Consider the following 18125-nt stretch of genomic DNA (forward strand, 5'->3'; position numbering starts at 1 on the left):
TTACTGAATAATCTGTTCTAGTTGCCACAGTTGCGCTAGCGTTTCACGCTCACGAACAACATGAGCCTGTTCACCGTCGACCATAATTTCAGCCGCACGAGCACGGGTATTGTAATTCGATGCCATCACAAAGCCATAAGCGCCTGCTGAACGAACTGCTAATAAATCACCTTGCGCTAAACATAAACTGCGATCTTTACCGATAAAGTCACCGGTTTCACAAATAGGTCCAACTAAATCGTAGACATGCGCTTCACCCTGACGCGGGCTAACCGGCACAATGTCTTGCCACGCTGAATATAACGTCGGACGAATTAAATCATTCATTGCCGCATCAACAATGGCGAAGTTTTTATGTTCAGTATGCTTTAGAAACTCAACTTTTGTCAGTAATACACCCGCATTCGCAGCAATAGCGCGTCCTGGCTCAAAAATCAGCTCCAAATCAGGATAGTTTTCTAATCGGGCGAGTAATGCCGAAGCATAATCTGCAGGTTGTGGTGGTTGCTCATCATTGTAAGTCACCCCTAGACCACCGCCTAAATCAAGGTGCTGAATATGAATGCCTTCGGCTTTTAACTCATCAACCAACGCCAATAAACGATCGGTAGCATCAATAAATGGAGTAATATCAGTTAACTGAGAGCCGATATGACAATCCATACCAACAACCTGTAAATGTGGCAGGCTATGCGCTAGGCGATACACTTCCACCGCGCGATCAAACACAATACCGAACTTATTATCACGTAATCCTGTTGAGATGTAAGGATGCGTTTTCGCATCAACATCAGGGTTAATACGCAATGAAATAGGCGCTGTAACGCCTAGCTCTTCAGCAACGCTATTTAGACGCTCTAATTCAGGTTCAGACTCAACATTGAAGCATTTGATCCCAAGCTCTAGTGCACGCTGCATTTCAGCCGCCGTTTTACCGACACCTGAGAACACCACTTTTGCCGGATCACCACCAGCGGCAATCACACGCTCTAATTCACCTTGTGACACAATATCAAAGCCAGAGCCAAGACGAGCAAGAACATTTAATACCCCAAGGTTAGAATTCGCTTTAACGGCATAACAAATTAAATGAGGGTGCGTCGCAACCGCCTCATCAAATGCTTTCCAGTGGCGCTCTAACGTTGCACGTGAATACACATACAAAGGTGTACCGTATTGCTCAGCCAATTGTGCTAATGGCACATTTTCAGCCCATAATTGATTATTTTGCTGGTAGTTAAAGTAATCCAATGTTTTTCTTCCCTGTTAAGTAGCTGCTTTCAATGGCGACACTGTTTAACTCAGTGTTTATTTATTTTTTACTTTGCTTGCTCTTGCTGTGGTGCATCTTTTGGCATGTAGAGAGCACCACTCTGTCCACATCCCGCTAATGTTAGGGTCGCTAACACAAAAATTGCTAATAAACCTTTACGCATAATTCAAAGCCAGTGATTATCAAACCAATGCCCTCTATAATCGCACCAAGAACAGGAAAAGCAATAGGACACAATAAGATGAATGACACTGAATTTCACCAATTAGCTGATTTAGCACTAATGCAAATCGAAGAAGGTATCGATGAATCCGGTGCCGACATTGAGCCAGAGACAACGGGTAATGTATTAACACTCGAGTTTGCTAACCGCAGCCAGATCGTAATTAACCGCCAAGAGCCATTACATGAACTCTGGTTAGCTTCAAAATCAGGCGGTTATCATTTCAAATATAATGGCACGGAATGGCGTTGTACCCGCAGTGATGAAGAGCTATTTTCACTGCTTAAAAAAGAATGCAGCCTTCATGCTGGTGAAGCGGTTGAATGGTAAATAAGATATTTATTGTCATGAACTACCGATAAAAAAAGCCTTCACATCTGAAGGCTTTTTATTGTCATGTCAATACACGGTATTAACTGTTAAGCATCCCAGTTGAATTGGGATCGACATCGGGCTTTGGACGCGGCATTTGACCACTCTTAAATGGCAATACTTGTAATTTACCGTTGTCGCAATGCACGATATCGTAGAACTGGGGTAAATTAAAGTTAATGAAGTTAGTCGCACTAAAACGGTCTTGCGCCGAAGTGTAAAAACGATTAACCCCATGTACCATCTCATCTTTATTACCACTACATTGACGGTACACTTCCATCTGGTTGGTTTCATCTAAGATATAGATGTTGTAGCCCTGCTCACAATCTTCAAAGAAGAACTGGATCAAACCTTCACTCGCATAAGCATCCACTATTTGTGGAGGATGAGGTTCGTCCATTTTACCCATCACAACATGAGGCACTTCACTGACTTTATTCGATGAAATGCAACTGTAGAAATCAACTGGGTTTTCTAACCGTTGAACAGAAACACCACGACGCTCAAAGAATAAGCCAAAGGTTTCTTCTGCAATGCGGATCGCTTTAAATCGACGACGCTTTTCTTCTTCAACCGGTTTTAAGCGCATTTCAATACATTCAGCCACTAACTGATATACTAAATTACGGATCAAACCACGCATGTGCTTGCTATAACAGAATACATCAACCGCTTCAGGTGGGATCGCATCATGGTGCATCTTCCCAAGCATGGTTTTCAGTGCATCTAACATGGCATTATCGCCGCTAAAGTTAAGCGTGCGCACTTCATTCCACGAGTTGCGATAAATCAGATCGACGCTGCCAACTAAACATTTCTGTTCTGGGCCATAACTGAAAATATCGGTAGTTTTAAAATCAAACCGTACCGAGCGGTTTTTCAGCTCATTGGTTGGGTCATTTTCTAAATTAATGAATAACCCTAACTGACGAATCTCACACGGGCTCGATAACGCTTGTAAACTTGGATTCGGACGGCGAATTGGGAAGGTATTTCGAATATCACTCACCAACTGATAGAGCTTATCTAAATCAAAATCTGCATCACGTACCACGGTATGAAGGTGCGTTGATTCCGTTAATAAACCATTAAAATAGCTCCAAGCGACTAACTTAGATAAGTAACGGTTATGCTCAAGAGCCGGTTGTCCCATAATTAACAAGGGATCGATGGGCTGTTTATAAAGATACCAACCAGCAGCATTCGTACGCCCCTCAGGCACCTGAATAAAGGTGATATCTTCTTCATGTAAATCCGGTGAGATCTGTGGATTAAGTAAAGTGACTTTACCTGGAAGTACCTCAAATGCCGCATATAACTTACGCGCCAAAATACTGATATCTTCAGGACTGATCGCAGAGGTAATATTATTACGACGCGCAAAACGGATTAAGTTACGATAACTTAGCATTAACGCATCTAATAATTCGTTATGTGCCTCTTTAACTTGTGTCACTTTCCAATCACGACGATGATCAAGTTCATTAATCACCGAGTCTGTCCATTGCCACTGCTCAGTTAAGTGCTTGAGAACACGACGACGCCAAGGCACAGAGCCGGCACTTGGTTCACGAGATAACTTTTCATGGGTTTTTAAATAGAAGCAACGACGCACTAAATCAAGACGACGATGATCATCAATTCGCTCAAGATAGCGCGTGACTTTTTCCAACATTAAATAGTACGCATCCATACAGTATTCACTGCGGTCTTCAGCAAAGAAGCGACGCTTACCATCAAGGCTTAAAAGTTGGGTATGCGGGTATTCCCATGAGTAAGCTTCAAGCAAAATGGCTTTGAGCACTGACTTATACGGTGAGTCGATACTTTTATATAACTGCCATAAACTTGAACCAAAATACTCTTCGGCAGGAATACGCGTTAGACCACCAAAATCAATCCACTCATCAAGATTAATGTAATCTTCATCAATTAAGTACGCCATATATTGGTCATAGCACTCTTCCATTTCTGGCGGCACCATAAACCACAATAATGGCAACCCTGCCAAACAAACGGCAGAGCGATAGAATTCATCTAATAATAATAAATGCTGGCTAGAACCACAGTTTTCACCGGTCATCGCTTCAGAGAAGTTATGACGGAATCGATTCTCATCAATAAGAAAGAAATTCGCTTCAACCCCTTGCTCCATTGCCCACTGCGACACAAGGCTACACTTGCTGTCAAGTGCACTACGTTCTGCTGGTGTCAATGAAGTTCGGATACAAACCCAAATATCAAGATCACTGGTTAGGCTTTGTCCCATTGATGAGGTACTTCCCATGGCATACAAGCCAGTGATTGGGCAGTCATTTATCTCAAGCAATAGGGGATCGACCGAGAGTTCGGCAGAATGGGCGCAATCATCAACGAATTGTTGCTGGACATCAGTCACAACAAATTTCGCGATCCCTTGAGCTACCGGTTGGTCAAGATAACCCGGTAAAGCAGGGTGATTGTAATGAAGTAAGACAGGCAACAAGTCAAATACTTGTACTGATTGAGCATTCATCGCTAACCGTGCTCGTTCAATACGAAGCTCAGTCAATGAATCTAGCCTGCCTTTCAGCGTCTTAATATAATTTTGCAAATTACTCTTCCAAGAGCTAACAGAGTTGAAGCACCCCAAATATCACCCTTAGGATCATTTGAGCTGTGTTAAATATGAGCAAAAACGTGATCAATGTAACACTTTTAATACCCTTGGTAAAGATAATGCCAAGTCAGGTAATGCGACAATTCTGTGTGATTCATCCTTAAACTATTACCTCAAATTAGTACAATGATGAATAACCGCCAGTTGCCAGCGAATCATCATTCTATCATTTAAGGTCGATGTGATTAATATCACATTTTTTTAAACTATTAGCAACATGATCGTATGCATATACTCAAATGATTAAGCAAATTATCATCCAGACGATGCTAATGGTACGATGTGCTTAATAGAAAATAGAATCTTCATTATGGATCCCCAATACTTATGAGTAATCAACCAATCCGTATTGCTACACGTAAAAGCCCACTCGCTATGTGGCAAGCTGAATTCGTTAAAGCAGAGCTAGAACAAGCCCATCCAGGCATTATTGTCGAGCTTGTTCCGATGATCACAAAAGGCGATATCATTTTAGATACTCCACTGGCTAAAGTGGGTGGTAAGGGGCTATTCGTAAAAGAGCTTGAAGTCGCTATGCTTGAAGGCCGTGCAGATATCGCGGTTCACTCAATGAAGGATGTACCCGTTGAGTTTCCTGAAGGCCTAGGCCTTGTAACCATCTGTGAGCGTGAAGATCCTCGTGATGCGTTTGTCTCAAATAAATACAACAATATTGATGAGCTACCTCAAGGTGCTATTGTTGGTACTTCTAGCTTACGTCGTCAGTGTCAATTACGCGCCCAACGCCCTGATCTTATCGTCAACGATCTACGTGGTAATGTTAATACTCGCTTACGTAAGATGGATGAAGGTCAATACGATGCGATTATTCTTGCCTGTGCTGGCCTTAAACGTCTAAAAATGGAAGACCGTATTCGCAGCGAAATTACACCAGAAGTGAGTTTACCTGCTGTTGGCCAAGGCGCAGTGGGGATTGAGTGTCGTCTCGATGACACACGTGTTCGTCAATTGTTAGCTGCCTTAAGTGATCAAGCCACCACAACACGCGTATTGTGTGAGCGTGCAATGAATAACTACCTACAAGGCGGCTGTCAGGTGCCAATTGGTAGTTACGCAGAGCTTGAAGGCGACCAAATCTGGCTACGCGCATTAGTCGGTGAACCTGATGGCAGTAAGATTGTACGCGCTGAAATTCGTGGACCAATCGAGCAAGCAGAGCAATTGGGAGAAACTCTCGCAGAGCAACTGCTTAACGATGGTGCTCGCGATATTTTAGACCGTTTATACGGTAACGCGTAATGACAGTGCTGATCACCCGCCCTGCCCCCGATTGTTATCAATTGGCAGAGCAACTCAATGCTGCGGCGATCAGCGCAATAGCCCAACCGCTATTAACCTTAAAAGCCGGTGATGGACTTTCTTCGTTATTGCTACAAATCAATGCATTAAAAGCCAATGATTATATTATTGCTGTAAGCCATCATGCGGTAACATTTGCGCACGATTACTTAGTATCGCAAGGTGCAGCATGGCCAAAAAACGTGCATTATATAGCTGTTGGTCATAAAACTGCCGCAACATTGACAAAATTGAGCGGACAGCGAGTATTATCTCCTGAACACCGCTGTGATAGCGAAGGATTATTAGCCTTACCCGAACTCGCACACGTTACGGATCGTAACATCCTTATATTGCGAGGGAATGGTGGCAGAGAGTTGATCCACCAAGCATTAACGGCACGCCATGCAGTAGTCAACTATTGCGAAACGTATCAGCGATGTTGGCTTGATCTCGATGGCGAGAAATTAGTGGCACAATGGCAACATCAACAGCTGGATACCCTTGTTATTACCAGTGCTGAACAACTAGTATTTTTAACAACAAGGATCCCAACTCAACATTTGACTTGGTTTCTCAATTGCCACCTTCTCGTCCCAAGTCAACGTGTGGCCGAGCAAGCAACAACGCTTGGCTTTATGAATATTTCCACCGTGGGCAGTGCCTCCAATCATGCACTCTTCACGTTCCTAAGCAACTTTAGCTAAACGGAATAATTAGGATGACAGACAAATCTAACAACAACACCGCAGCAGAACAGCCAAAGCAGGACAAGCCAACCACGGCAACAACGCCTACTCCGGCTAAAGAAGCGCCAAAAAAAGCAACCAAAGAACAACCTAAAGCACCAGCAAAAACAGAGAAATCTGAAAAAAAATCAGGTAGCAAAACCGGGTTGATTGCGATTGCATTAGTTATCGCACTCGGTGGTGGGCTTTACTATCACGGTCATCAGCAGGGATTGCAGCAGCAACAGCGTATTGAGGCGCTACAACAACAAATTGCTAGTATGAAAGCCGCGATGCAAAACGATCAAAAAGAAACCATTACTCTTATTAATGGCGGATTACGCAGTGCTGAAGTTAGCCTAAGCCAACAGCAAAAATCGATTGCAGCTCTGCAGACCACAGTCACAGAGCTAAAAGGCAATAGTCCGAACGATTGGCTCCTAGCCGAAGCGGATTACCTTGTGAAAATGGCAGGACGTAAACTCTGGTTAGAGCATGATGTCACCAGTGCAACGTTATTGCTTGAGTCTGCTGATCATCGTATCGCAGAAATGAATGACCCAAGCTTGAAGAACCTACGCCAAGCAATGAGCAATGACATTACAACATTAAAATCACTGACTCACGTTGACCGTGATGGCATAGTGCTACGCTTAACAAGTCTTGAAAACAGTGTTGATAACTTACCTTTAGCTAATGCTATTTTGCCAAAAGCAGTAGATGAACCCCAATCACAAACCGTGAGTCAATCGGTGAATGATTGGAAAGATAATTTGCTGACATCGTTGAAAAACTTTGGCGAACACTTCATTACTTATCGTAAGCGTGATGGCAATGTTGTTCCCCTGCTTTCACCACAACAAGATTTCTACTTACAGCAAAATATCAAAAACAAGTTAGAAGTCGCAATTGATGCGGTTTACCGTGAGCAAGGTGATGTTTATAAGATCTCTCTTGATACCGCGAAGAAGTGGGCTGAACAATATTACGATATGTCTTCACCGCTAACGCAAAGCTTTATTAAGAGCCTTGATCAATTAGCCCAACAGCAAATCACAGTGAACTACCCAGAGAAGCTGCAATCTCAGGCATTAATTACTAAGCTCGTCAATCAAGTGCTACGTAATAAAATGGCGACATTAGATGATACGCAGGCACAACCTGTAAAGCAGACTAAACCAGCAGTAAAACCGACACCGGAAACAGAAGCGCCAGCAGTAGAAAAAAAGCCAGCCCAAGCGAAACGTGAAACAACAGTAACGCAACCCGCTGAAACATCGATTAAAGGCAAGAATAACGCGACAGTCACTTACAATACGGTAACCACAGTGGAGGCCAAATAATGATTAAATTATTGTTATTGGTACTGGCACTGATCGCCGGTATTATTGTTGGCCCCGAGCTCGCTGGTAATCAAGGTTATGTGTTGATCTCAACGGCAAATCAAACCATTGAGATGAGCCTAACGACACTCGTAGTATTAATCGTTGCATTGTTTGCCGTTTTCTTATTACTTGAATTTATTCTAAAACGCGTCTTTTCAATCAGTAGCTCAACCCGTGGTTGGTTTAGTGGGCGTAAAGTTCGCAAAGCACGTATCCAAACGTCAGAAGGCCTATTAAAAGTAACAGAAGGTGATTGGAAACCCGCTGAAAAGCTATTAACTAAATCGGCTAAATTCAGCGATGCGCCACTTCTTAACTACCTTGCTGCTGCTGAGGCCGCACAAGGACTAGGTAAAACCGAGCAACGTGATGAGTACTTGAAACAAGCTGCTGAGCTTGATAGCCAAAACCTTGCGGTTGCACTCACCCGTGCCAAGCTTCAAATCCGCCAACAGCAATTTGAGCAAGCACTGGCAACATTACAAGAAGTACAACAAGATCATGCACGCAATCCTATCGTGTTAGGTCTACTTCAAGAGTGCTACTTAAAGCTGGAAGATTGGAAATCACTGCTAACTTTACTGCCACAGCTAATGAAAGCTGGCGTGATCAGTCAAGAAGAAGCAGCTGTCCTTGATGAGCAAGCACAATGCGGCCAAATGCAGCACCTTGGTCAGCAAAATGGTACTGATGGCTTAGTGGGATACTGGAATAACATGGGACGTAAAGATAAGCAGAATCCAGCGCTTGTGGCATGCTTCATCAAACAAATGATGGCACGTCATGCCGATAGCGATGCTTACCCAATTTTACGTGATGCACTTAAAAAGAGCCAAGATGAGCGCTTGATCAGCCTTGTACCTCAGCTAAATCTACCCGATCGTCATCCTGCCATTGTAAAGCTACAAGAGCTATTGCGCCAAGACGGCAATAATGCCGTCACGCACAGTGCATTGGGGCAAATGTTAATGGCGGAAGGTAACTGGCAAGAAGCAAAAGAGCATTTTGAAAGAGCTGTTGCGGTTCGTCCTGATATGACAGACTACGCTCACTTAGTCGCAACGCTAGAGCAGTTAGACGACAAGCAAGGTGCTGCGGCAGCCTCTCGTCAAGCACTCGAATTAGCACAGCCAAGTAAGCAAGCTTAATCAAATAAATAACCGAAAAAGCGCCCCTCTGTGGGCGCTTTTTTTTCGTCAAATAAAAGACAAATAACACTTTTAACAATAAAATGTTTCAAGGTGTAAACAGTCATCTCAAGATATATCCAAACCATTGCTCCGATCGCATAAACACGATTCAATAGCCTTTCGATTTCCTTAACATTTGGATAACTAAGCTATGGATATGCTTCCTTGGTTAATTGTTTCTGGTATCGTAGTTTCAGTAATTGTATGCGTAATGACCGCAGTACTAATTAAAAACGCTGACTAATACGAAATCAAAAAAAGCCTCCAATTCGGAGGCTTTTTTATTTTATCGTATTCATCACAATCCAAGCGCAAGTTTTGCTTTCTTCAATTGCTTTTCAAATTTCTTAACTGTTTTCGCCGCTTTCTTTAATTGTTTATTTTTCTTTTTCGCTAGTTTCTTCAATTTCTTAGCTTGCTTTAACTTTAAGCTATCAGGCGCTAACGCTTCTTCTTCGACCACCGCAACCATTTCGATATGGCTTTGCCCCACAGCTGTAGGAGCTGGCAAATTATGCACATTCGGTGTTTTCATTGCCATCATAGTCAGAGGGGCTGACGGAATCGATAATTTCGCAACACGAGGAGCAGCCTTAACCGCATTGGTTAATCGGCTTGGCTTACACAAATACTCTTTGTCACTTGCGACTCTCGTACAACTTGAACACATGAAATTTGGTTCGCTGACAATCTTACTAATTGTCGCAAACTGATCGACAATTTCTGCTCGGCGATATTTACACAAGGTCTTAGCCATGAATGCTCCTCTAGCCAACAACGAACCTTTTTATCAACATTAAACGATAATGATTCGTAATTCCAGAAAAGCAATAAGATTTTATTGTCCCTATTTGTAACTATTTATTTGCAACAACCACTTAGGCTTTCATTGCCGCTTTTACATAAATATCAAATCGGTTCTTTTTAGTTTCAATCGCCATTGACGGCTTCGCTTGAGCAAGAAATTCAGCATAATCGGGACGCTTAACCACGACCCGTTTTGTTGCCAGCGCATATGCAGGCTCAAATAAACCATCGGCATCTAAATCTGCACCCACTAAGGTTTGAAAAACGCGCATTTCTTTTTTAACTAAAGCGGACTTTTTCTTATGTGGATACATAGGATCAAGGTACACCACATCCGGTGCGACAAAATCAGGATCATCGGCTAAATTGACCAAAGCATCATGACTCGAAGCATGGAGCAATTGCATACGCTCACTTACCCAACCGCCAATTTCAGGATCGGCTTTTGCTCGTGCTAAGCCATCATCTAATAATGCAGCGACCACAGGATGACGCTCAACCAACTGAACTTTACAACCGAGTGTTGCCAAGACAAAAGCATCTCGACCAAGACCAGCTGTCGCATCTAACACGGTAGGGCTAATACCGCCTTTGAGTCCAACTGCTTTTGCTATTGCTTGGCCTCGACCACCACCAAATTTACGGCGATGAGCGACAGCACCGCTAACTAAATCGACAGAAACTGCACCGAGCTTAGGTTCATCAAGCTTACGAAGCTCTAATTGCTCAGCGGTAAGGACTAAAGCAAAGCTGCTATTTTCATCATGGCTTAAGCCCCAACGAGCGGCTAATTGATCTAATTCAGGCTGACGTTCAGGAACTTCACAAACTAAGGCAAGCTGCACAGCAATCTCCGATATAAAAACAACATCTGGGTGTGACATTTCACATCCGATCATAGGGCGCGGATTATAGCACTACAAATCATCCTTTGCTCTGGTATCACACCATCAGATAAGTATAAGATACAGCGATAAAAATGAATCTCTCGCATAGTAAAAGGATCACCTATGACACCATCCATTCGTATCGACGACTTAGATCGCGATATCCTTAATGCCTTAATGAATGATGCTCGTATTCCTTACGCTGAAATGGCGAAGCGATTTAATGTCAGCCCTGCTACCGTGCACGTAAGAGTAGAAAAAATGCGGGCTGCTGAAATTATTACTGGCACGGAAGTGATCATTAACCCTAAGTTATTGGGCTATGACGTTTGCTGTTTTATTGGTATTAATTTGAATGCCGCCCGTGATTATCATTCTGCATTAGCAAAACTAAATGAGCTTGATGAAGTGGTTGAAGCTTATTACACCACAGGGGCATACAACATTTTTGTCAAATTGATGTGCCATTCCATTGAAGAGCTACAATACGTGCTGATTGATAAGCTCCAAGCCATTGATGAAGTGCAATCCACTGAAACGCTTATCTCATTACAAAATCCGATCAACCGCAATGTAAAACCCTGATAGGTGTTTTACTGATATTAAAAAAGCGAGCATGGCGCTCGCTTTTACTTTTTAGTCAATATTACGACTTACTCAGGCTTTTGCTGTAAACATTCAGCGCGCTCAGCAGCATCTTGAGCTAACCATTCAGCGACGGTTTTCGCAAAGTAAGTTAATACCCCATCAGCACCTGCACGTTTAAAACACAATAGTGATTCCATAATGGTTTCACGCTCTTTTAGCCAACCATTTTGAATCGCAGCCATGTGCATCGCATACTCACCAGACACTTGGTAAGCATACGTTGGTACTTGCAACTCACTCTTCACACGGCGAACTATATCAAGGTATGGCATACCCGGTTTTACCATTACCATATCTGCGCCTTCATTGATGTCCATTGCCACTTCGTGCAAAGCTTCATCACTGTTCGCAGGATCCATTTGGTAAGTTTTCTTATCGCCGCCTTTTAAGTTGCCAGATGAACCGACAGCATCACGGAATGGGCCATAGTAATTCGATGCATATTTAGCAGAGTACGCCATGATTTGGGTATTGATATAACCTGCATTTTCTAATGCTTCACGAATTACACCAATACGACCATCCATCATATCTGACGGGGCAACGATATCAGCACCGGCTTCAGCATGAGATAACGCCTGCTTGATTAAAATATCTGTCGTTATATCGTTTAATACATAGCCGTCATCATCAATGATGCCGTCTTGACCATGAATGGTGAACGGATCTAATGCGACATCGGTAATAACACCAAGCTCTGGCACATGCGATTTAAGTGCACGCACCGCCGTTTGTACTAAGCCTTCAGGATTATAAGCTTCTTCTGCTAACTCTGATTTAAACTCTTGAGACACAACAGGGAATAAGGCAATCGCAGGAATACCTAGTTTCGCAAGATATGCCGCCTCTTCAAGTAACAAATCAATAGATAAGCGCTCAATACCCGGCATTGAGTCAACCGTTTCACGACGATTTTTACCCATCAAAACAAACATCGGATAGATCAAATCATTCACAGATAATTGATTTTCTGACATGAGGCGACGACTAAAATCATGCTTACGGATCCGACGCATACGACGACCAGGAAACGCACCTTGAATAGATACTGACACGACAAACTCCTTGCTAAAAAATAGGATTAGATAATATCACTCAGACTGACCAATGTGGCTTAAATCGAAAAAAAAGCCTGACTATTCGCCTCTGACTGCGTCATAACTTGCTCAGGTGTTTCACCACGGCACTCAGCAATCACCGCGGCAATATGCGGTAAAAACTTGGGTTCATTGCGACTCGATTTTGGCTTCGGACGATAGTCACGAGGCAATAAGTATGGGCAATCGGTTTCAATCATTAAGCGGTTCGCGGGAATATGACGCACGACTTGACGTAGCTCTTGACCACGACGCTCATCACATACCCACCCCGTAATACCAATGTGTAAATCTAGCGCTAAGCATGCTTTTAGCTCTTGCTCAGAGCCAGTAAAACAATGCAGCACTGCCGCCGGTAATTTATCTCGCCAAGGGGTAAGGATTTCAATGAAACGCTCATGCGCATCTCGGCAATGCATAAAAACGGGTAATTGTAACTCTGCCGCTAAGGCTAATTGTGCTTCAAATACTGCTTCTTGCTGTGGACGAGGAGAAAAGTCGCGGTTGAAGTCGAGCCCACACTCACCAATCGCGACCACTTCAAGCTCTGCTGCTAGTGCACGAATTTCTGGTAACAAAAGATCGGAGACAGATTTTGCATCATGCGGATGAACGCCAGCGGTTGAGTAACAGTAGTTCGGCCATTGCTGCGCCATTTTTTGCGCTTCAATGCTCTCTTCAATACTGGTGCCCGTAATTATTAAATGCTTCACACCCGCTTCTTGAGCGCGCGTGATCACGTCCGCACGATCTTTATCAAAACGGTTATTTGTTAAGTTAACACCAATATCTATCATCTGTTTATCCATTCTCTACACAGCACTATGTGTCACTCAGTATATCGAGCAGATCCATTCTGCGCCAAACCCATATTCAAGATATAAAAAAACCGACGATTAGGTCGGTTTTTTTCATCATCACATAGTACAAAGTACTATTTACTGCTGCTCTTCGTGCTCGCTATCATCCAGCTCATCATTATCACGTACATAAAAACGTGAGAAGAATAAGCCAACTTCAAACAATAAACACATAGGTACAGCCAACAAGGTCTGAGAAACAATATCAGGCGGTGTTAACAGCATACCAACAACAAACGCACCTACGATAATATAAGGACGTTTACTACGTAGAGATTCCGGATCAGTCGCACCAGTCCAACACAACAGAATAATAGCAACAGGAATTTCAAAAGCGATGCCAAACGCCATAAATAGCGCGAGGACGAAATCGAGATAGTTCGAAATATCTGTTGCCACCTCCACCCCTTGAGGGGCGACACTGGTGAAGAACTTAAAGACCAATGGAAACACAACGTAATAAGCAAATGCGACACCGGCGTAAAACAGCAATGAGCTGGAAAACAACAATGGCATAATCAGCTTGCGTTCATGTTTGTATAAACCTGGAGCAATAAAACCCCAGACTTGATACAAAATCATTGGCACAGCAATAAACACTGAGGTTACTAAGGTCAGTTTTATCGGTGTAAAGAACGGTGAAGCAACGTCTGTTGCGATCATAGTTGCACCGGCAGGCATACGCTCTACTAATGGTGCAGCTAAGAAGGCATAGATATCATTGGAAAACCATACTAAACATAGAAAAACCACCAGTACACTTATGATAGAACGCAAAAGTCGCGTACGTAGTTCAAGTAAATGACTAAATAGCGGCTGCGTATCTTCGACTTTTGACATAGTGATGTAATTTATTCCTGCTTTTGTGAAGTCGTTGCTGAGGTTTGCTCGTCTTTATCAGCATAGGGGCGCTGAACATCTGAAGCCGCTTTTTTAAGCTCATCAACAGAGTCTTGCAATTCAGGCGCTAAGTCCTTCATTCCCATTTGTTCGGCTTTTTTTAAATTGGCTTGCAGTTCCTGAATTTTCAGTTCCTGAGACAATTCATCTTTCACCGAGTTTGCCATATTACGAGCAGCACCTATCCACTGCGATACCGTACGAATCGCAACGGGTAGACGTTCTGGCCCCAGTACTACTAATCCCACCACGGAGATCAGTACTAACTCCCAGAACCCGATATCAAACACGTCTTAAACCTGCTCTTTGTCTTTTTGATTAGTTGTCGTCTGATCCGCTGGCTTTTGTTCGTCAGCAATTTTCTTTTGTTCAAAGTCAGCATCGTTGTCTGACTCTTTTTTCGCAGCAGGTGCTGCTGCAGCTGCTTCATCATCGCTGATTGCTTTTTTGAAACCTTTAACTGCAGAACCTAGGTCGCCGCCTAGAGTACGAAGTTTTTTTGTTCCGAACAAAAGAACAATGATCAGTGCAATGATTAACAATTGCCAAATACTGATACCACCCATGCTTGTTTTACCTCAGCTTTATGTGGTTAATAACGAAAGTGCGTTTATTAACGCAACTATAAGTATAGGCGAAAGCCCAACCGATTATTTTCGGCAGGTACGCCATCCTAGCAACCAAAATAGGGTTCCTACACCAACAGAAACTGCAGGGTACGTTGCTACTTGATCACCAAAAAGTATTGCAGCACACACCATAAAGGTGGCACCGATACCAAAGTAGAACCTTGCCTGGTTATGAGTACGTCGATTTTCCATGAAGTTATCATAGAGTTTATCAATACGTTGATTCATTACCTTGCCTTGGCGCAAACTGTCGTAAAGTAATTCAGGCAATTCAGGCAATTTTTCAGCCCAAAAAGGTGCTTTACTTTTTATTGCATCAAGAATGCCTTGCGGACCTACCTGATGTGACATCCAGTTTTCCAAGAACGGCTTGGCTGTTGCCCACAAATCAAGTTGTGGATACAACTGGCGTCCTAAGCCTTCAACATACAACAAGGTCTTTTGTAACAAGACCAGCTGCGGTTGCACTTCCATATTAAAACGGCGAGCAGTATTAAATAAATTTAACAACACATGGCCGAATGATATTTCACACAGTGGCTTTTCAAAAATAGGTTCACACACTGTACGAATAGCAAATTCAAACTCATCCACATTGGTATCATGAGGAACCCAGCCAGAATCAACGTGTAATTCTGCAACCTTACGATAATCACGATTAAAGAAAGCCAATAAGTTTTCCGCTAAGTATCGTTTATCTTCTCGGTTAAGTGTCCCTACAATGCCGCAATCTAGCGCAATCCATTGTGGATTTTCCGGATGCTCATAGGAGACAAAAATATTTCCTGGGTGCATATCGGCATGGAAAAAGCTGTCACGAAATACCTGAGTAAAAAAGATATTAACTGCATTTTCCGATAATAGTTTTAAATTCGTACCATTGGCTTTCAAGCCTTCAATATTAGAAACTTGAATACCATAGATACGTTCCATTACAAGAAGATTAATACTGCTATAATCAGTATAAACTTCTGGTACATATAAGGTTTCATCACCATCAAAGTTACGACGAAGTTGAATACTATTCGCCGCTTCGCGCATTAAATCGAGCTCATCAAGCAAGGTTTTTTCGTATTCGCGAACCACTTCAACAGGACGTAAGCGGCGCGCTTCTGGCTGGAGACGAGAAACTATCTCGGCCATCCTGTACATCAGCTTAATGTCAGCTTCAATAATCGGCTTAATATCAGGACGAATAACTTTAAAAACAATCTCTTTGCCGTTTTCTTTTAAGGTTGCAGTATGCACTTGAGCAATCGATGCTGACGCTAATGCAACTTCATCAAAATCGTCAAACCACTGCTCTAACGGCCCGCCTAATGATTCCTCAATAGTACGTTTAGCTAATTTGCCATCAAAAGGTTCAACTTGGTCTTGTAATAATGCCAGCTGATCTGCAATGTGCGGCGGAAAAAGATCGCGACGCGTTGACATCATTTGACCAAACTTGATCCATACCGGACCGAGTTCTTGCAATGCTAAACGTAAACGCTCACCCAATGGCACATCGGGGTATTCATTTTTGATCCAAAATAGCGATTTACGTAATTTTTTAGGAAGTTCGGTACGTGGATCAACCGGAATAAAGTCATCCAATCCATAGCGCAGTTGTACTTGAATAATACGGTACAACCGTTTTATTTCTGAGTAGCTCATCATTGCCAATTTATCGCTCAAGTAACTGGTTCAAACGGGCCTCAAAACGCGCAACATCCGATTTCAAGTCATCCACTTGATCGTAAAAATGCACCATTTCTAAAGGCTGTGGTAATAGTTGCCATTCTTCAGTGATCACTTCCGCTAAATCGCGTTGGCGATTCTTTACCCCTTGGCGAATAAATCGACTCCCCGACTTTACACTACTGGCTAAAGTATGAGCAACTACATCACCCGTATATTGCGATAATTTTTCTTCGACATCGGGCTTCAAACCACTTAGCAAAGTGGAAAAATGCTGAGCCAATTGTAGATCGCCATCGAGTGCTAACTTATCGGCTTTAATTAGCTGCGTTAAGTTAGCTTGTTGTCGTAGCTCGGGTAACACCGTAAGGTTTAAAGCTAATTGGCAATCCACCTCGCCTTCAAATCCAGCAAGCACATCAATTTGATGACTGAAAACAAAGTACAAGGTTTTGTTAAATTCATTTAGCGTAACGCTAATGACTTTACCGCGTAAACGAGTAAGACGACGCTGACTATCAGCATCGTCTTTGAGTAATTGATTCAGTGATGTTTCAACCGCACCGGTAACAAAAGCATCTAACGGCATAGAGTCATCCTCAGAACTTATAACCACGGTGCAAGGCAACAATACCGCCCGTTAAGTTGTAATAACTGGTTTGATCAAATCCAGCTTCATCCATCATCCCTTTCAAGGTTTCTTGATCAGGATGCATGCGGATAGATTCAGCAAGGTAACGATAGCTTTCTGCATCATTGGCAATAATTTCACCCATTTTTGGTAATAGGTGGAATGAGTACGCATCGTAAACTTTTGATAATGGTTCTAGTAACGGCTTTGAGAACTCTAATACTAATAAACGACCGCCTGGTTTTAACACGCGATACATTGAACGCAGCGCTTTGTCTTTGTCGGTGACGTTACGTAAACAAAAGCTGATGGTGATGCAATCAAAGTAATCGTCAGGAAACGGCAGCTCTTCAGCATTAGCTTGAACATATCCCACGTTACCGACAATGCCACTGTCTCGCAGTTTACTGCGGCCAACGTTCAACATCGAGTTGTTGATATCAGCCAAAATAACCTGACCTGTTTCACCCACGATACGTGAAAATTTCGCCGTTAAATCACCGGTGCCGCCGCCTAAATCCAGTACACGTTGACCTTTGCGTACACCACTGCAGTCAATCGTGAAGCGCTTCCAAACGCGGTGAATACCCATCGACATCAAATCGTTCATGATGTCGTACTTTGCTGCAACCGAGTGAAAAACCTCAGCAACCATGGTTGCTTTCTCTTCTTTGGCGACGGTACGGAAGCCAAAGTGAGTCGTATCTTGTGTGGTGTCCGTCATGTTCAATCCGTTTATAGATACTGATGACGCTTGGCATCTACTTACGCAGCGTCATCAGTATTAAATGCATTTATTCAACTGGGCTTAGTGTACTTGATGGTTGCTCTTTGCTCAAAGCGCTTTACCTACC

The 18125-nt window shown here is 42.9% G+C and carries 19 protein-coding genes; 6 read left to right on the forward strand and 13 right to left on the reverse strand.

The genetic code is table 11. The annotated features are described in order from the left end of the window. Positions 1–1251, reverse strand: coding sequence for a diaminopimelate decarboxylase (gene lysA, locus C9J40_RS17605; protein WP_107207809.1), 1251 nt, complete (start codon positions 1249–1251; stop codon positions 1–3). A gap of 68 nt (positions 1252–1319) precedes the next feature. After that, complete coding sequence (locus C9J40_RS17610; RefSeq protein WP_107207810.1) at positions 1320–1436, reverse strand: lipoprotein; 117 nt, start codon at positions 1434–1436, stop codon at positions 1320–1322. 78 nt (positions 1437–1514) lie between these two features. Between C9J40_RS17610 and cyaY the strand changes: the two genes are divergently transcribed. After that, entirely contained in the window at positions 1515–1826 is a 312-nt protein-coding gene (gene cyaY / locus C9J40_RS17615) for an iron donor protein CyaY (RefSeq protein ID WP_005372465.1), read from the forward strand. Positions 1827–1908: 82 nt separating this feature from the next. Here cyaY and C9J40_RS17620 read toward each other — a convergent pair whose 3' ends face one another. Next, complete coding sequence (locus C9J40_RS17620) at positions 1909–4464, reverse strand: class I adenylate cyclase (RefSeq protein ID WP_107207811.1); 2556 nt, start codon at positions 4462–4464, stop codon at positions 1909–1911. Positions 4465–4857: 393 nt separating this feature from the next. Here C9J40_RS17620 and hemC point away from each other — a divergent pair, with 393 nt between their 5' ends. Genes hemC through C9J40_RS17640 form a run of 4 tightly spaced genes read left to right on the forward strand, consistent with a single transcriptional unit; the run spans position 4858 to position 9090 of the window. Continuing rightward, positions 4858–5790, forward strand: a complete 933-nt coding sequence (hemC, locus tag C9J40_RS17625) for a hydroxymethylbilane synthase (protein ID WP_107247550.1) — start codon at positions 4858–4860, stop codon at positions 5788–5790. Continuing rightward, positions 5790–6536: a uroporphyrinogen-III synthase gene (locus C9J40_RS17630; protein WP_107207813.1), complete on the forward strand. Its 747-nt coding sequence runs from the start codon at positions 5790–5792 to the stop codon at positions 6534–6536. The genes hemC and C9J40_RS17630 overlap by 1 nt, the downstream gene beginning before the upstream one ends. A 14-nt stretch (positions 6537–6550) precedes the next feature. Then, on the forward strand, positions 6551–7900 hold the full coding sequence (gene hemX, locus C9J40_RS17635) for a uroporphyrinogen-III C-methyltransferase (protein WP_107247551.1): 1350 nt from the start codon (positions 6551–6553) through the stop codon (positions 7898–7900). After that, on the forward strand, positions 7900–9090 hold the full coding sequence (locus tag C9J40_RS17640; protein WP_107247552.1) for a heme biosynthesis protein HemY: 1191 nt from the start codon (positions 7900–7902) through the stop codon (positions 9088–9090). Before hemX ends, C9J40_RS17640 begins: the two co-directional genes overlap by 1 nt. Positions 9091–9430: 340 nt before the next feature. Here the strand turns inward: C9J40_RS17640 and C9J40_RS17645 are convergent, their stop codons facing one another. Continuing rightward, positions 9431–9889 (reverse strand): hypothetical protein, encoded by a 459-nt coding sequence (locus C9J40_RS17645; protein WP_107247553.1) that lies wholly within the window; start codon positions 9887–9889, stop codon positions 9431–9433. Between the two features lie 121 nt (positions 9890–10010). Further along, on the reverse strand, positions 10011–10784 hold the full coding sequence (locus C9J40_RS17650) for a class I SAM-dependent methyltransferase (protein WP_045084598.1): 774 nt from the start codon (positions 10782–10784) through the stop codon (positions 10011–10013). Between the two features lie 165 nt (positions 10785–10949). Here C9J40_RS17650 and asnC point away from each other — a divergent pair, with 165 nt between their 5' ends. Then, positions 10950–11411: a transcriptional regulator AsnC gene (asnC, locus tag C9J40_RS17655; RefSeq protein WP_005372443.1), complete on the forward strand. Its 462-nt coding sequence runs from the start codon at positions 10950–10952 to the stop codon at positions 11409–11411. Positions 11412–11479: 68 nt separating this feature from the next. On the opposite strand, the gene hemB is transcribed toward asnC, so the two are convergent. The 8 genes from hemB to ubiE form a co-directional block, all read right to left on the reverse strand. Further along, positions 11480–12529 carry a porphobilinogen synthase gene (hemB, locus tag C9J40_RS17660; protein WP_107247554.1) on the reverse strand — a complete coding sequence of 350 codons (1050 nt, stop codon included), beginning with the start codon at positions 12527–12529 and terminating at the stop codon, positions 11480–11482. Between the two features lie 59 nt (positions 12530–12588). After that, positions 12589–13368 carry a 3'-5' ssDNA/RNA exonuclease TatD gene (tatD, locus tag C9J40_RS17665; protein WP_199188119.1) on the reverse strand — a complete coding sequence of 260 codons (780 nt, stop codon included), beginning with the start codon at positions 13366–13368 and terminating at the stop codon, positions 12589–12591. A 141-nt stretch (positions 13369–13509) separates the two neighbouring features. Continuing rightward, positions 13510–14271: a Sec-independent protein translocase subunit TatC gene (gene tatC, locus C9J40_RS17670; RefSeq protein ID WP_105061471.1), complete on the reverse strand. Its 762-nt coding sequence runs from the start codon at positions 14269–14271 to the stop codon at positions 13510–13512. 11 nt (positions 14272–14282) lie between these two features. After that, positions 14283–14621, reverse strand: a complete 339-nt coding sequence (gene tatB / locus C9J40_RS17675) for a Sec-independent protein translocase protein TatB (protein WP_107207819.1) — start codon at positions 14619–14621, stop codon at positions 14283–14285. A 3-nt stretch (positions 14622–14624) separates the two neighbouring features. Continuing rightward, entirely contained in the window at positions 14625–14897 is a 273-nt protein-coding gene (tatA, locus tag C9J40_RS17680) for a Sec-independent protein translocase subunit TatA (RefSeq protein WP_045084591.1), read from the reverse strand. 84 nt (positions 14898–14981) lie between these two features. Next, on the reverse strand, positions 14982–16619 hold the full coding sequence (gene ubiB, locus C9J40_RS17685; protein ID WP_199187122.1) for a ubiquinone biosynthesis regulatory protein kinase UbiB: 1638 nt from the start codon (positions 16617–16619) through the stop codon (positions 14982–14984). A gap of 7 nt (positions 16620–16626) precedes the next feature. Further along, the gene (locus C9J40_RS17690) at positions 16627–17229 is read right to left on the reverse strand and encodes an SCP2 domain-containing protein (RefSeq protein ID WP_107247556.1); all 603 of its coding nucleotides are present in this window, start codon (positions 17227–17229) and stop codon (positions 16627–16629) included. Between the two features lie 10 nt (positions 17230–17239). Then, positions 17240–17995 carry a bifunctional demethylmenaquinone methyltransferase/2-methoxy-6-polyprenyl-1,4-benzoquinol methylase UbiE gene (gene ubiE / locus C9J40_RS17695; RefSeq protein WP_107207821.1) on the reverse strand — a complete coding sequence of 252 codons (756 nt, stop codon included), beginning with the start codon at positions 17993–17995 and terminating at the stop codon, positions 17240–17242. Positions 17996–18125: the final 130 nt, after the last annotated feature.

This window comes from Photobacterium sp. GB-72 (genome assembly GCF_003026095.1).
Classification (GTDB): Bacteria; Pseudomonadota; Gammaproteobacteria; order Enterobacterales; family Vibrionaceae; genus Photobacterium.

Bases quoted from the DNA above. Each gene is read 5' to 3' on its own strand.
- asnC (WP_005372443.1), top strand. From the start codon at position 10,950: ATGACACCATCCATTCGTATCGACGACTTAGATCGCGATATCCTTAAT.
- tatC (WP_105061471.1), bottom strand. From the start codon at position 14,271: ATGTCAAAAGTCGAAGATACGCAGCCGCTATTTAGTCATTTACTTGAA.
- hemX (WP_107247551.1), top strand. From the start codon at position 6,551: ATGACAGACAAATCTAACAACAACACCGCAGCAGAACAGCCAAAGCAG.
- C9J40_RS17610 (WP_107207810.1), bottom strand. From the start codon at position 1,436: ATGCGTAAAGGTTTATTAGCAATTTTTGTGTTAGCGACCCTAACATTA.
- tatA (WP_045084591.1), bottom strand. From the start codon at position 14,897: ATGGGTGGTATCAGTATTTGGCAATTGTTAATCATTGCACTGATCATT.
- C9J40_RS17645 (WP_107247553.1), bottom strand. From the start codon at position 9,889: ATGGCTAAGACCTTGTGTAAATATCGCCGAGCAGAAATTGTCGATCAG.
- cyaY (WP_005372465.1), top strand. From the start codon at position 1,515: ATGAATGACACTGAATTTCACCAATTAGCTGATTTAGCACTAATGCAA.
- ubiB (WP_199187122.1), bottom strand. From the start codon at position 16,619: ATGATGAGCTACTCAGAAATAAAACGGTTGTACCGTATTATTCAAGTA.
- C9J40_RS17640 (WP_107247552.1), top strand. From the start codon at position 7,900: ATGATTAAATTATTGTTATTGGTACTGGCACTGATCGCCGGTATTATT.
- tatD (WP_199188119.1), bottom strand. From the start codon at position 13,368: ATGATAGATATTGGTGTTAACTTAACAAATAACCGTTTTGATAAAGAT.
- ubiE (WP_107207821.1), bottom strand. From the start codon at position 17,995: ATGACGGACACCACACAAGATACGACTCACTTTGGCTTCCGTACCGTC.
- C9J40_RS17690 (WP_107247556.1), bottom strand. From the start codon at position 17,229: ATGCCGTTAGATGCTTTTGTTACCGGTGCGGTTGAAACATCACTGAAT.
- hemC (WP_107247550.1), top strand. From the start codon at position 4,858: ATGAGTAATCAACCAATCCGTATTGCTACACGTAAAAGCCCACTCGCT.
- C9J40_RS17630 (WP_107207813.1), top strand. From the start codon at position 5,790: ATGACAGTGCTGATCACCCGCCCTGCCCCCGATTGTTATCAATTGGCA.